We start from the raw sequence: 15,729 nt of genomic DNA, 5'->3' as shown, positions 1-15,729 counted from the left end.
GATACAAATCCTGGAACACACGAATTTCGGAAGCGTAACGCTAAGGCGATTATCCGGTAGCCCTGTCTGCCGGATCGACAACAGACGACGCTTGCCAATCGCGCTCTATTGCCGCTCGCATTGCCGTGATCACCCCCTTATCGTAGAGCTTTCCAGTATGGAGTCGCGGTCATCCGAATCTGCATGTCCCCCCGGCAACCTGACCGCCAACGAGGTGCTCTCGACTGACGAGCGCCTCAGGCTAGCAACCGAAGCCGCGGACATCGGCTGGTGGGAGGTGGAGGAGGGCCATGGCCGCATGGCTTGGCCGCCGCGCGTGAAAGCCATGTTCGGCATTTCCTCCGATGCCCCCGTGACTTTGGATGACTTCGTCATGGGCCTGCACCCAGATGATCGCGAAGCGGTAATGGCCGCCTATGGGGCCGCGGCGGACCCCGCCCGCCGGGAGGTATACGACGTCATATACCGCACCATTGGTAAGGAGGACGGGGTTCTGCGCTGGATCGCCGCGAAGGGTCGCGGCGTCTTCGACACGGCGGGCCGATGCCGTAGGATGATTGGTACCGCCATCGACATTACCGAACGAAGGTTGGCGCAGGAAGAACGGCTGGCGCGTCGGCGAGAAGATGCCGAACTGCGCGACCAATTCATTGCGGTGCTTGGCCATGACCTAAAGAACCCGCTGGCATCGATCTCCGCGGCGACACGCATCATGGCGAACCACCCCGACCGGTCGGAGGATCTGAGCGCGCATATCCAGCAGAGCGTCTCGCGCATGTCCGCGCTGATCGAGAACGTCCTCGACTTCGCGCGGGGCCGCCTCGGCGGCGGGTTCGTCACCACGCGCGACGCCGCGGAGCCCCTGGAGCCGGTTCTCCACCAGGTCATCGATGAGCTTCGCAGCGTCCACCCCCATGTCGATATCGCCGTCGATATCGACCTGCGCGAGCCGGTCGCCTGCGATCGCCAGCGCATCGGGCAGCTGCTGTCCAACCTGCTCGGCAATGCCTGCGCCTATGGCGACATGACGGCGCCAATCCAGGTGCGTGCACGGACCGAGGCAGGTTGGTTAGACCTGTCCGTCATCAATGCCGGTGAGCCGATCGAGGCCGGTAAGGCAGACCGGCTGTTCCAACCCTTCTTTCGCGGCCGGGTGAATGCCAATCGCGAAGGTCTCGGCCTGGGGCTCTACATCTGCGCCGAGATCGCTAAGGCGCATGGGGGTACGATCAACGTGTCATCGGAGAACGGCACGACTTGTTTTACGATGCGAATACCCACCAAAGCATAGTCCACGGACGTTAGGAGACCAGTCTTGCCCGACGTGGAATGAAGCCCGTCGTCGCGACGAGGCCTATGGCGGCTGCTTTTGCCCTGACGATCCGAGTAACGGTGTCATTTAACGATCCAGCATCGGGGAATTCCGTCTCCCAAACCGCGTTCAATCCCTTCTGCAGGGCGCCGAAAGCACCTCCCGCGGTAAGGAGCAGGGTTCCAACGCCCACCGCTACCGCTCAACCGCCGTGAACTTCGCCCAATGTTCACTGCGCCATCGTACGAAGCTCGCCGCCGGCTTGCTCGCCCAACAACCCCGCCAACTGCGTAGCCATGGCTTGGTCAATTTCGCTCCGACCAAAAACAAGGGTGGAAATGCCTGTCACAATGACAAAACCGGCCCGATTGAGAAGAGCGTGAAATAGTCGATACTGGCCGCGCAGATAAGGCAGTCATCCGCAATGAAGCCTTGGCCTGCGTCCTTCAGCATCGCCCAAACCCGACCCAGGATAACCATCCCTTTGCGTCGGGTGTGTCAACGGCTCTGCCGCGACGAAGTTATCCAAACAGGATACCTTACCCGCCGATGTCGCCCCACGGCCCCTGTTCCCATCGGTCGTTGCCGCGCGGCAGACGCGACGATCAGGCAAATCGAGCTGCTGTTTGGGGTGCAGACGCTAGATGTCCAGCGGCCGCTCACCTCCGCGGCGCCTATCAAGGCGGCCCATGCGTTGGTTCACGGCGTCGCGACGCATGGTGCAGAGGATCCGGGTCATGGCGCCCAATGGCGCGACGCTGGCAACGCTGCTGCGCGAGAGCCGGTTCGCCGTGCTAGGTGGTTTGTAACGCTGAACTACGGCCATGGCTTTCAGAGATCAGAGTGTGTTTGGGGACTTCGCGGCCAGTGCCTGCTAGCCTTGCATCTTCTTATCTAAGAGTCCTCGGCGCCTGTAGGGACGGAAGGCACAAACCTCTTCGATACTTTACGCAGCACAGCCCCTTCCGCACACAACCCGAGTTGGCGCGCGCAGACAAGTTCGAAGCTGTGCACTACGAATACGCCTCAGCGGCAAAGCGCCAGATTCAGGCCGCCGCTTGTTGAATCAGGGGGGCAGCTTTGCAACCACTAAAACGGTCATCTGGAATTTTTCGAATCGTGTCGATGCTTATCGTCCTGCAGCCCCAAGCGAATGCGCAGACTTCTAGGTACCCACAGCAAATACAGCCGGCCGCGCCTCTGGCTCTGCCTGCGTCACAGGCGCGGCTAAGCGTAGGTCGCCTTCCGGCCGCCGGCACAGCCGACGCGTTGCTATACGTCGAACGTCCCGGACGTTTCGCAATTCGCGTGGAAAGTGCCGCCGGCACCGCCCTTCAGCTTGTGGACATGGCAAGCGGTCCTGGCGCATGGGCGGGCGCTCCCGGCGTCGAGGATGGCCGGCTCGACGTGCTGCTCGATACCGGAGCCTACAAGCTGCGCACCGCCGGCGCCCCCGGCGCCACAGACACTGCGCGTCTTACGATTGAGCCATTTCAAGAGGCTGCAGTACCCGCATCTATCGGGCCGGGCCTTCCGGTCAGCGGCGAGTTGCGAGATTTGCAGCAGCGCAGCGTCTGGTTCACCCTCGGCGCTCGGCGCTCGATCCGGCTCGAGGCGGCAGGTCGCGCGCTGGGTGATCTGCGGATCTGGACCGAGCATGGCGAACTCGTAGCGGCCGACCCTACGGTGCGCGGGCTGGAACCTCGCATCGGTCGGTCGATGCGCAGCATCCTGCTGGCCCCGGTGCTGGAAGCCGGCACCTACCGTGTGACCGCGTATGGCGGCGCATCCTTACCCTGGGCCAACGGAGAATCCGCGGTGCCCTTCCTGCTGCGGATGGGCTGGTCTGACGCGCTGGACGAGGGCGCGGTGGCAGGTCGTATAGGCCCATTCGGCAGCGAGGTCTTCGAAGTGACCTCCCAGGCCGGGCTGTTCCGCTTGACGGTCCCAGCCGGCGAGGCGGCGACGCTACGGCTGCGGACCGGGGAAGCCATCCTAACTGCTGCCATCGCCGCCGAAAGCCGCGCCCCCAGCACGGCGTTGCGTCCCGGACCGCGGCAGGCGCAGCCGCGATACGTCGAAATCCATGGCCGGGAGGGCCAAGCCTACAGTCTTCGCGCGCTTGGCGGCGTGATCCTGACCGAGCGGCTCCCCGAGGGGCGTACGCCGCCGCCAACGTCCACAACCACGCCCAGACCGGCACCGGATTGGCGGCTGGCTGAGGCCGCCGGTTTCGGCGGTGACGAGGTTCCCCCGACGCTGATCCTGGCCCACCAACCGGCCAATAATGGTCCGGTGGTCATCCTCGCGTCGCATGCGCCGCGCATCAGCGCGGCCGCCGCCTGGCGCGCCAGTTTCAACCTGCGCGGGCCGAGCAGCCTCTTCGTCGAAGTCTCCACCGCCGGCCCAATCCTGCTGCAGACCCGGGGCGTGGCGCTAGGCGCGACGTTGCAGCCGGTGCTGGCGCCCGCCGCGCAGGACGCCCCCGCCTTCGCGCGGGCCGATGGCGAGGCCGCTACGGCATGGAACGTGGCGGCTGGATGGTATCTGTTGCGGCTTACGCCGGTGCGTGGAGCCGAAGGGGTGCTTGACCTCACGATTGGCCCGCCGGGGCTGCAGCCGCCATCACCGACGCCGCCGCTGCCGCCCGACCCGGTGCTCGACCTCGGGCAGCATGCGATTGCGGAGGGCGGCACCCTGCGCCTGGCCGGCGGCAGTGTGCCCGGCGGCGCCATGTCCCTCATCACACGGAGCCTGCCGCTCGACCTTGGCGGCGGCGCCGTCGTCGTGACGCAGCTTCCCGGCGTGGCCATGCAACGCGCCTTGGCCCCGGTGCCGGCGGATGAGGTCGCGGTGATGGAGGTCGGCGGCGGGAGGCTTCGCGTCGGTACCGGGCCGGATGACATGGTGCTGCGGGTGCCGCCACGGCCCGCGGCGCAAGATCTGGTGCTGACCGTGCCGGCGCGTCCCGTGGCCCGCAACCTGGTCATCGCCCGGCGCGTGCCAGTGCCACCCGCAATGCTGCCGACTCCGAGGGCGCTACCCGCACTCTCGGTGCTTACGCCCGAGCGTCCGTTCTTCTTCGACCTCGCGCGCGGCGGCTCCCGCAGTTTTGGCGTCACCCTGGCGCAGGGTGGTTTCTACCGCGTCGAGACGCTAGGGCGCCTCCGCACCACCGGCAGCCTGGGCACGGCCTTTGTGGCCGTGCTGGAACAGGCGACGGGCAATGGTGTCGGCGAGAACATGCTGATCCAGCGGAATCTCGGCGTCGGTACCTACCGCGTGAGCGTCACGGCCGAGGAATCTAGCGGCCGCCTGGGCCTGCTGGTGCGCCCCTTGGCGATGCAGCAGGCTGCGCTGCTGCTGCCCGGAGCAACCAGTCGCGCCAGCCTGCCCGCCGGCACCGGCCTGACCCTCCCGATCGACATCACCGAGGCTGCCACCTACCGGCTCGACCTGCTGTCGCTGGGCCGCGCCGTGACCGCGCGGATCGAGGATGCGGATGGCTGGCCGCTGCTCCCGGCCGGTGAGCTGGACGGGACCGAGCAGGAACTGGCGCGAGGGCGCTACCGGCTCGTGGTGCTGCCAGCGGATGTCGCCAGCCGCGTCGTCGCCCGGCTGATGCCGCTCGGCGCCCCCGCGCAGACCGCCGGGCACGGACCACATGCGCTCGGTTTCGGAGCCGCCGCACAGCATGAATGGCGGGAGCCCTCGGCGCCCGACGCCCCACGTGCCCCCGATCTGTGGGACTTCACCCTACCCGGCCCGTCGCCGGTCACGCTGTCCATCACCGAGGGCATGGGCGCTGAACTGCACCGCCTGGATGCCGCCCATCCGCAGCGCATCGGCGCCTTGGCGGATGGCAGCAACTTTGTGGCCACCCTGGCCGCCGGCCCCTACCGCGTAAGCGCCCGCGCCCTCGCCCGCAACGACCGGCTTCCCTACAGACTTACCCTGTCCAGTACGGACCTGCAGCCCGATGCTCCGCGAGAGGTGACCCTTCCCGCGACCCTGGCCTTCGCCATCGAGGCCGAGCGGGTCGTGAACATCACCAGCGCCGGCGCCACCGACATTCGCGCCACGCTGCGCGATGCCGAGGGCCGCGTCGTGCTGCGCGAGGATGACCGTGCCGACGATTGGAACATCGCCATCTCCCGCCGCCTCCCTTCCGGGCGATACCTACTGGAGCTGGCTCCGGCCGTGCCCCTGGCCGGCGTGCGGCCGGCACCCGGCGCCGACGACGGTGACGATGAGAGCGACGAGCCTCGCTCGACCCCCCGATACACCGAGTCCAACGAAGCCGAGGAGGCGGAACCCGGCCGCACCACCATCCAGTTGACGCTGCCGGCATCGCTTCCGTCGCAGCCTGTCTCAGCCGAAGGCGCGATGGTGCTGCAGGCCGTGGGCGTGCATCACCTCACCTTGCCCGAGCCCCCTTCGGGCAGCCTCTTCCTCGCGACCGCGGAAGCCGCCGAGGAGGTGGTGCTGAGCCTTGAGCTTCAGGGCACGGATGGCACGTGGCGGCCGCTCACCAGCCATCGCGGCAACTCCGTAGTGGTCGCCGTGCCGGCGGAGCCAGGCATGGTGCTGCGCGCGGTGGTCTGGCGCGTCGATGGCAGGGCCGTGCCGATCCGCTTCGCGTGGCGAAACGTTTCACCATCGGCGCAGTCGCTGGGCCAGGTGTTGCCGGTGCCTACCGGTTTGGGCAATGGACTGCATGTGGCGCTGGTGACCGTGCCCCAGGCGGCACTTGTCACCCTCCAGGGCGAGGGCTTGCTGCAGGCCAGCTCGGTGAGCGGCTTGGTGCCTGTGGTCGGCGGCATCGTCGCCCCGCAATCCGAGCGGCTTTGGCTCCTTGCGCCGGACGGCACGCCTTTGCAGGCGGTCGGCGCCAGCATCGGCGCCCGGCCGTTGGTCCTGACCCTGGGTGGCGGACAGACGGCCACCCTGCCAGCCGGAAGTAGCCCGGCGCGGCTGTGGCTTGCCGAGACCGGCGGGGACATTGCAGCACTTGACGCCGGGCGCGGCATGGGCGTCGCGCCTGGCTCCAGCTTGGCACTCGCGGGCGATGCCTGGCTGCGGCTTCGCAATGCTGCGGGACCTGGGCCCCTCCGCGTCGCGCTCCGTGCCATCGATCCGACCATGGCGCCAACGCGTCAGATAGGCGACGGCTTTCGCGCGGCGCTGGCCGGCAACACCGCGCAGCCACTGTCCCTGCCCCCAGGCTCAAAGCGCCTGCGGCTTGACCTGCCTTCCGGCGCCGGCGCCGTGCTGGGCTGGCGCGGTCCCGACCCCGTCACGGTTTGGGCCGGCGATACGCCGCTCAGCCGCATGCTGGATGGCGAATGGTCGGAGATGCTGCTGGTCAACACGGGAACGCAGTCGGCGCCGATGGTGGTGCAGGCGGCAGCACTTGGCGGACCCGTCGAGGGCCTGCGTGCCGGCCAGCCCCTGCGGCGCTTCTTCGGCGCCGCCGGTTCTATCGCGCTGCCGGTCGAGGCAACGCCTGGCACGCGGCTGCGCGTCGCCGGCGCGCGCCGGGTGCAGCTGCTCGGCGCCGATGGCACCGCGCGTAGCGGCGTCGACCTGCGCCTCGTCGGCCCCGGCCTTCTGGTGCTGGACCATTCGCCCGGGCCGATCCTCGCCTGGCTGGGCGAGGCAGAACCCTTCCCCGACGCATCCCTGGTCGATGCTTCCCTGCCCAGCCAACTGCCCCTCGCGGGACCGACTATGGCGTTGCGCCTCGCTCCCGCCACGCCTGTCCTGCTCCAGGCGCGCACGACCGGCCCGGTCGTGTTGGCATTGGGCGGCACGGCGCCGGAGGTCTTCCCCGCCGGCGCCGAGTTCCAGCGCTACCTCCCCGCCGGCCCCACCACCCTGCGTCTGATGGCACCCCAGGATGGCCCGCTCAGCGGCACCCTGGAACTTAGCGCCACGCCCGTGCTTGCCCTGGCCGAAGGCATCGGAGAACCCGTGCTGGTCGCCCCCGGCGGCACCGCGCTGTTCGGCTTCGACCTCACGCGCGGCGCCACCATCGGCCTGGGCGTGCGCGCCGTGCCCGATCGCGTCGCGGTGCGCATCCTCGCCGCCGACGGCACCCTGGCAGGTGAGGGCGTGGCGCAGCTGCGCCGCCTGCCGCCTGGCCGCTACCTCATCGAGGCGCGGGTACCCGCCGACGCGGCCACCACCGAGATCCGTCCCGCCATCATCGGCCTCGTGCCCCGTCCCAGCGGGCCACCGGCCGAGATCGCCCGCCAGTACCAGGCCCTGACCGGCGTGCTGCCGGCGGCTGCCCGTTGAGGACGCCCCGACGATGATCCGCCTGATCCTCTGCCTGGTGCTGCTGACGATCGCCCCCGCCCATGCCCAGCCGCTCGATCGCGTCGCCCGGGCCGATGGCGCGACGGTCGTGCCCGACCAGTTCCTGCGCCGGTGGGACGCGGTGACGGTGCTCTTCGACACCGACCAGGGGCCGGCCCAAGGCGGTCCGGAGGATGCCCCCGAGCGTCTGGTGCGCATGGCCCCCAACATCCCCGGCGCGTGGCAATGGCTCGGCCCCCGCACCCTGCAGTTCCGTCCGACCGAGCCGTGGCAGCCCCTCCAGCGCATCGCAATCAACGCGGGCGGGCGCACCACTCGGCTGGTGCCGCTGCTCTCGGCACCCCTGCGCACGAGCCCCGAGGCGGGCGGCGACGGCCTGCCCAACTTCGATTCCATCGCACTCACTTTCCCCGACCCCGTCGATCCCGCCGCCCTCTCCCGCCTCCTGAGCATCGAGCTGCGCGACGCCCGCGGCACCACCACGCGGACGCTCACCGAGCAGGATTTCGTCATCCGACCGATCGAGCGCCAGGCACGCGCCGCGCCGGCCAGCTACCTCGTCGTGCTGCACCGCCCGATTCCCGACGGCCATGTCGTGCTGCTGCGGCTGCGGCTTTCGGACGAACCCGGGCTGGACGACCCCGCCTTCGAGCTCCGGCTGCGCAGCGCCTCGCCCTTCACCCTCACTGACACCACCTGCGGCCGCGGCTTCTCCCGCGAGACCCAGGATGGGCTGCTGCGTTGCACCCCCGCCGGCACGTCGCGCCGTGGCCTGACGCTACGGTTTTCCGAGGAGCCGGCAGCACTCGATGCGGTCCAGCTGCGCCAGGCACTGCGCATCACGCCGCCGGTCGATGATCTCGCAGTGGTGGCGAATGGCCGCAGCTGGGCGCTGACCGGCCGCTTCCGCGCCGACACGATTCATGAGTTGCGGATCGAGCCCGGCAGCCTCCGCGACAACCGCGGCCGCACACTCGCCACCGCCGCAGGCATGCGCTTCACCTTCGAACCCGAGCGCCCTAGCCTCGCCTGGGATGCTGGTCAGGGGTTGGTCGAGCGGCTTGGTCCGCAGATGATGCCGCTGCGGGGCCAGGGCAATGCGCGGGCCGATCTGCGCATCCACGCCATCCCGCCGCTGGGCCGGGATTTCTGGCCCTTCCCGGCCAATGGGTTGGACACCGACGACAGCGTGGCACCGCCGCTTTCCGGCAACGAGCCCACCCCCTGGGCTGGCACCACGGCGCTGGGCCGCAACGCCTTGGCCGCGCGTATCCGGGCCCTCGGCTCGCCCGCCGTGTCGGAGATGGTGAGCCTGCCGATCCAGCGCGGCGGCGCCACGGCGCGCTTCGGCATCGATGCCGCGCCCCTGTTCGCACGCATCGCCGGCCCCCAGCAGCCCGGCGCCTACCTCGTGGGCGTGCGCCCCGTGGATGGCGGCATGCGGCGATGGATGCGCGTGCAGGTCACCGACCTGGTGCTGACCACGGTGGAGGAGGCGGACCGCGTGCGCTTCCACGTCACCTCGCTCAGCACCGCGCGGCCCGTCGAGGGCGCCGAGATCCTGCTCGATGGCCAGCGCGGCGAGGCCTATATGCCCCTCGCGCGCGGCGTGACCGGTGCCGATGGCAGCTTCACCTGGTCCGCGCCGGCCGCCGGCACCAGGCCCGAAACGCTGCGCCGCGAGCTGCGCCGCATCGTCATCCTCAAGGGCAACGACACCCTCGTGCTCGATCCCGCCCGCCCGCCGCCGCAATACGCGGAGGGCAACTGGGCGGCCGGCGAGGGCCGCTGGCTCGGCTGGACGCAGGGCGATGTGGCGGAGCGCCGCCCGGCGCCACAACTGCTCTGCCATGTCTTCACGGAGCGCCCGATCTACCGGCCCGAGGACTCCGTGCACATCCAGGCATTCCTGCGCCGCTACAGCGGCGGTGCGCTTGAGTTCTGGCGCGCACCCGGAACCCTCGTGATCTCGGGCCCGGCGGATCAGGAATGGCGCATCCCCGTCACCCCCGACGATGCCGGCGGCGTCCACCACCTCTTCGCCGAGCAGACGGATGCGACCGGCGACTACACCGTGCGCTTCGAGAATGCGGAGGGCGCGACCTGCGGCGAGACCACCTTCAAGAAGGAAGCCTATCGCCTGCCGAGCTTCGAGGCGCTGCTGACCGCGCCCACACCGGTGCCGCTGGACGGACCCTTCTCGGTCGAGCTGCTGGCGCGCTATTTCGCCGGTGGCCTCGCCGCGGATCGGCCGGTGACCTGGCGCGTCACCCAGTTCCCGCACGCCTGGGCGCCGCCGGCGCGCGATGGCTTTCTGTTCAGCAGCGACAGCCGGTTCTCCGCGCAGCGGGAATTCCGCTCCTCCCCGGTGCTGAACCGCGAGACGCGCACCGATGATGCGGGTGCCGCCCACCTGGTGCTCGACCCCAGCGTGGAGCCGACCGCGCAGCCGCGCCGCTACGTGATCGAGGCGACCGTAACAGGCGATGACGACATCCAGGTGCGTAGCACGCAATCCGTGGTGGCACTGCCGGCGCTGGTGCTCGGGCTCAAGGTGCCGCGCCACATCGCCACGCTGGGTGCGATCGACGCCGAGATGATCGTGACCGATGCCGAGGGCCGTGCTCGGCCCGATGTCGCGGTCACCGCGCGGCTGATCCGGCGCAACTGGATCTCCACCCTCCAGGCCAGCGATTTCAGCCAGGGTGCGGCGCGCTACGAGACCGAGACGGTGGACGAGGTCGCGGAGGAACGCAGCCTGACCAGCGCGGCGGAGCCAACCCCGCTGCGCTTCGAGGCACGCGAGGCCGGGGTCTACCTCGTGCAGCTCGACGCCGAGGACCGGCTCGGCCGGCGGCAGACTGTGCGCGTGGATTTGTTCATGGCCGGGGACACGCCGGTGACCTGGCCCCGCCCGCCCGCGCAGACCGTGACGGTCAGCGTCGAGCGCGACGCCCACGCGCCCGGCGAGACCGCGACGGTGCTGATCCAGAGCCCGTTCCAGAACGCCCGCGCTTTGGTGATCACCGAGGAGCCGGAAGGTCGCTTCCGCTATGACTGGGTCGACATCGCCAATGGCTTCGGCCGCTACAGCCTGACTGTGCGCCGGGAGCAGATGCCGCGCGTGGCCGTGCACGTTCTGCTGATGCGCGGCCGGCTGGCCGGGCCACCGCCGTCGGCCACCGCACCCTTCGACCAGGGGCGGCCGGTGACCTTGGCGGCGACCGCCTGGATCAACGTGACGCCCGTGCAGCACCGCGTGCAGGTGGCGCTGCAGGCCCCGCCCTCGGCCCGGCCCGGCGAGGAGATCGAGGTCACGCTGCGCCTGTCCGACGAAGCGGGGCGGCCGATCGCCGGGGAGGCAGCGTTCTGGCTTGTGGACCAAGCCGTGCTGTCGCTCGCGCGCGAACAGCCGCTGGACCCGTTGCGGAACTTCATCGTGGACCGGTCCTCGCGGATGGCGGCACGGGACACGCGCTCCATGGCCTTCGGCATCATCCCGCTGGACGAGAACCCCGGCGGCGATGGCGGCGAGGAGGCCTGGGCGCAGGAGAACGTGTCCGTCCGGCGCAACTTCACGCCCGTGCCGGTCTACCTACCGCGCGTGCGCGTCGGTGCCGACGGGGTGGCCCGCATCCGGGTGCGGCTGCCCGATACGCTGACGGTGTTCCGGCTGCGCGCCAAGGCGATCAGCGGGCCCAGCCGGTTCGGCTTCGGGGTCGGGGAGATCCGGGTGCGGCAGCCGCTGGTGGCGCAGCCAGCCTTGCCGCGCTTCCTCCGACCGGGCGACCGCTTCGAAGCGACGGTGATCGCGCGCATCATCGAGGGGCCGGGTGGCGCGGGGCAGGCGACGCTCTCGGCGGAAGGGCTGACCCTGGCCGGGCCGGCGACGCAGCCCATAGCGTGGCAGCCGAACCGGCCGGCGCGGCTGGGCTTCCAGGTCACCGTGCCGCCCGCCGGCGCGGATGCGGCGCGGCTGCGCTTCCTGGTGCGGCGGACGGCCGATGGCGCCGGCGATGCGGTGGAGCTGACCCTGCCCATCCAGCCCGACCGCCCGCCGCTGCGCGAGCGCGTCTTCCTCACCATCGCACCCGGCGGCAGCGAGGCCTGGCCACCGCCGGCGCAGCCGATCCGCCCGGGCAGTCACGCCGGGCGCCTGAGCGTGACCACCGATGCCGCCGTGGTGCGGCTGCTGGGCGGGATGAGCGCGTTGCTCGCCAACCCCTATGGCGGCACCGAGCAGCGCCTCGCACTCGCCGCGGCGTCCGTGGCGCTGGCACCCTTCTCGCCGCTGCAGAACGCGGCCGGGCTCGAGGGGCGTCTGGCGGCCGATGTGCGCGCCGCCCAGCGCGCCATCCAGCAGGCGACAGACGCCGATGGCTTGGTCGCCTTCTGGCCACGCCAGCGCGGCAGCGTCTGGCTGACCGCCAGCGCCTATCGCTTCCTGACCGCCGCCGCGCGGGCCGGGCAGGCGGTTGACCAGCCGATGGTCGACCGTCTCGCCGAGGTGCTGACCCGCGCGCTGCGCTCGGACTACCCGCAGCTGATGCGGGGCGAGGAGCTGCGCGAGCGCGTGGCCGCACTCAGCGCGCTGGCCGAGGCAGGGAAGTTGGAACCTGCCTATGCCGCAGAGCTCGCGCGGCGCGCCGGCCAGATGCCGACCGAGACCCTGGCCCAGGCGGCCGCCGCCATCGCCATGCTGCCCCCCGACAGCCAAGCCATGCTGCCGGCACTGCTCGAGGCGCTGTGGGGCAGGGTGCAGATACTGAATCGCGACGGCCGACCGGCCTATGCGGGGCTGAGCGAAACCGGTGGCAACCCGCTGATCCTGCCGTCCGAAACCCGTGGCCTGGCGGAGGTGACCCTGGCGGTCAGCCGTGCGGCGCCGCAGGAGCCACGCCTGGCCCTGCTGCGGGACGGGCTGCTGCGCCTGGGCGGCCCCAATGGCTGGGGCGACGCCAATGCCGACGCCGCCGCGCTGCGCGCGCTCGCCGCCGGCTGGGGCGCCGATGCAGGCACGACGGCGGTGCGGGTCGTGCTGCCACAAGGGCCGCAGTCCGCCGCACTCGGCCCGGCCACGCCGGTCATGAGCTGGACCGTCAACAGCGCGGGGGCGTCGCGGGTCGAGAACCAGGGCGGCGTGCCGGTGCTGGTGCTGGCCGAGCGGCGCTACCTTCCGGTCCAGCCGGGCGCCGAGGCACCAGCGGTGCAGGATGGCTTCGTCCTGACGCGCACCCTATTCCGGGTGCCCCCCGGCGCAGGGCCGCTGGAGCGGCTGGCCCCCGGCCCCGATGGCGCTATCCGTCTCGTGATCGGCGACATCGTCGAGGAGGTGGCGGAATGGGTGAACCCGGAGGATCGGGTACATGTCGCACTTACGATGCCGATGGCGGCCGGAATGGAGCCCTTGAACCCAGCGCTCGCCACCGCGCCCGTTGAGGCCACGCCCTCGACGGGCGCTCGCACCCAGCCCGACTGGGTGGCTTATGGCGATGACCGGCTCTCGGCGGTATTCACGACGCTGCCGCGCGGCAATCACCGCATCGCGTTGCGGATGCGCGCCACCATCGCCGGCAGCTTCACCCAACCGCCTGGCGAGGTGGAGATGCTCTATCGCGCGGGCGTCCATGGCGCGAGCGCGGGGCTGCGCCTGGTCATCGCCCCTTGAGGCTCTTGCGTCGCATCGCGTGGGCGGCGCCGGCGCTGGCGTTGCTCGCGTTCTACGGCGTCGAGGTCGCGAGCCGGGCGCATCTTAGCGCCCCTGAGGCGACGCCCATCCTGACCGACCGGAACGGCGCCTTCGTCACCCAGCTCGGGCATGAGAGCGAAGTGCCTGGTGTCGGCCGGGTGGTGGAATACGGCTACTGGCCGGCCGCGCCGCCCGAGCGTGTGGCGCGCGCGATGCTGGCGCTGGAGGATCGGCGCTTCCACGACCATCCCGGTATCAATCCCGCGGCGATGCTGCGCGCGACCTGGCACAATCTGACCCGGACCGGGCGCCGCTCTGGCGCCTCGACCATCGCCATGCAGGTGGCGCGGATGCAGCAGCCGGGGCCGCGTAATCTCTGGTCGAAGGCGGTCGAGGCCGGCACCGCCGTGGCGTTGACCTTGCGCTACGGGCGGGCGGCGGTGCTGGCGCATTATCTGCGCCTCGTGCCATACGGCAACGGCAGCCACGGCATCGGCCACGCTGCGCGGTATTATTTCGACAAGCCGGCGGCCGATCTCAGCTGGGCGGAAATCGCGCTGCTCGCGGCAATTCCGCAAGCGCCGGCCCTTCACAACCCTAGGAACCCTGCGGGGCTGGCGCGGGCGGTGGCGCGAGGGCAGCGCGCCTTGACCACGCTGGCCGCGCAGGGCGCCATCGGTGCCGGAGAATACGACACGGCCGTCGCGCAGCTCGCCGCGATCACCATGTCGGCGCAGCCGCTGCGACCGGACGCGCTGCACCTGGTGCTGCGCCTGCGCGACATGGTGGAACGGGTTGGGATCGCGCGCCTCGACCCCGCCGATGCGCGGCTGCGCACCTCGGTTGATCTCGGCGTGCAGGCCCGTGTGGCGCGCTTGGCGGAGTTACGCTTGACTGCGCTCCAACTGGTGGGCGCGCAGCAGGTGGCCGTGCTGGTGGTGCGACGCGGCACGCGCGAAGTGCTGGCTTCGCTGGGGTCCGCGGGCTACGCCGTGCGGCACGGTGGCGCCTTCGACTACAGCGCCGCGAGCCGGTCGCCTGGCAGCACGCTCAAGCCGTTCCTTTATGCGCTGGCGCTGCAGCGCGGCGTGCTGCGGCCCGACGAGATCATGGTCGACATGCCCGACCGTTCGCTCGGCATGGGCAATGCGGATGGTGGCTTCCTGGGGCCGTTGCTGCCGCGCCAGGCGCTGGCCAATTCGCGCAACATCCCTGCCGCCAACCTGCTGCGCCGCATCGGGCTGGAGAGCGCCTTCCAGCACTTGCGCGAACTCGGCGTGCACGACAGCGAGGCGCCGGCCGCGCAGTTCGGTCTCTCCATGGCGATCGGGTCACTGCCGACCGGGCTCGATCGGCTGGTGCGCGCCTATGGTGCCCTCGCGGAGGACGGGATGCTCGGCGACCTCGTCTGGTATGACGGGCAGCGCGTGGCGCCGCCGCGACGGCTGATGGCGCAATGGGCGGCGCGGCAGGTTACGCTCTTCCTGGCCGACCCGCAGGCGCGACTGCCGAGCTTTCAGCGCCACGGGACGACCGAATACCCTTTCGCTGTCGCGCTGAAGACCGGTACCTCCCAGGGCTTTCGCGATGCTTGGATCGTCGCCTGGTCCAATGATTTCATGGTCGGCGTCTGGGTCGGACGGGCAGACGCCGGGCCCATGATGGGCGTGACCGGTGCGCAGGCCGCGGGCGCGATCGCGCAGGCGATATTGCTCGACCTGCATGGGACCTCGGCAGACGCGCTTGTCGCTGGGGGTTTTGCCGCGCCCGACGGCACCGCGCCGGTGGCGCTCTGCGCTCGTACCGGGCGGCCCGATGACGGCGCCTGTGGTGAAACGCTTCTGGAATGGCTGTCGGCTGAAGACACCCTCGGCGCGCGTGCCGAAGTTGAGGCGCCCGCGCGAGGCTTAGCGGACTTGAGCGCTGAACCGCTGCAGCGCCTCTCGGTGGTCTCTCCCGAGCACAACAGCCGCCATTGGCGCAATCCCGAAGCCCTGCCGCGATTGAACCGCATTACCCTTCGCGCTGCAGTACGGCTACCGGTGTCGCAGGTGGTTTGGCATGTAAATGGCGAGCCATTCGCGGTCACCGATCCAAGCGCGCCGGTATATTGGCCAATGACGCCTGGGATACATCGTTTTCAGCTTTGGCTGCCGTCAGGGGATGCTGCCTCGCGTTCAGTGCGGATCGTGGTCGAGTAGCAAGACTCCGGCCGTCAGGCCTTGGGCGCCGACACTAAGAAGAGTCGGTGCACCCAGCCAGTGCGAAGGCGTGAAGCCCACCGATATCGCCAAGCAGCTAGGAATTGGCCGAGCGAGTGTATTCCGCATCATCGGAGAGGGCGGGCCTGCCGTTTGAGCCGAGAGCGAGCGCGCACAGTCCCTCGGGTCGCCGTCCATCTCGTGCC

At 70.2% G+C, this 15,729-nt stretch carries 4 protein-coding genes; all 4 read left to right on the top strand.

Annotated elements, in window-relative coordinates:
* The first annotated feature begins 91 nt into the window (after positions 1-91).
* On the top strand, positions 92-1,291 hold the full coding sequence (locus tag GXW79_RS11860; protein ID WP_211874599.1) for a sensor histidine kinase: 1,200 nt from the start codon (positions 92-94) through the stop codon (positions 1,289-1,291).
* Positions 1,292-2,659: 1,368 nt separating this feature from the next.
* The gene (locus GXW79_RS11855; protein ID WP_211874598.1) at positions 2,660-7,612 is read left to right on the top strand and encodes a hypothetical protein; all 4,953 of its coding nucleotides are present in this window, start codon (positions 2,660-2,662) and stop codon (positions 7,610-7,612) included.
* 13 nt (positions 7,613-7,625) lie between these two features.
* The gene (locus tag GXW79_RS11850) at positions 7,626-13,301 is read left to right on the top strand and encodes an alpha-2-macroglobulin (RefSeq protein ID WP_211874597.1); all 5,676 of its coding nucleotides are present in this window, start codon (positions 7,626-7,628) and stop codon (positions 13,299-13,301) included.
* The gene (locus GXW79_RS11845; protein ID WP_211874596.1) at positions 13,298-15,523 is read left to right on the top strand and encodes a transglycosylase domain-containing protein; all 2,226 of its coding nucleotides are present in this window, start codon (positions 13,298-13,300) and stop codon (positions 15,521-15,523) included. The genes GXW79_RS11850 and GXW79_RS11845 overlap by 4 nt, the downstream gene beginning before the upstream one ends.
* Positions 15,524-15,729 lie beyond the last annotated feature (206 nt).

It is taken from the genome of Plastoroseomonas arctica, from assembly GCF_018128965.1.
GTDB classification, from domain to species: Bacteria; Pseudomonadota; Alphaproteobacteria; order Acetobacterales; family Acetobacteraceae; genus Plastoroseomonas; species Plastoroseomonas arctica.
This window is presented reverse-complemented; position numbering and strand designations above follow the sequence as displayed.

What these genes read in the sequence shown, in the direction of transcription:
- GXW79_RS11855 (WP_211874598.1), top strand. Translation starts at nt 2,660, where the DNA reads ATGGCAAGCGGTCCTGGCGCATGGGCGGGCGCTCCCGGCGTCGAGGAT.
- GXW79_RS11850 (WP_211874597.1), top strand. Translation starts at nt 7,626, where the DNA reads ATGATCCGCCTGATCCTCTGCCTGGTGCTGCTGACGATCGCCCCCGCC.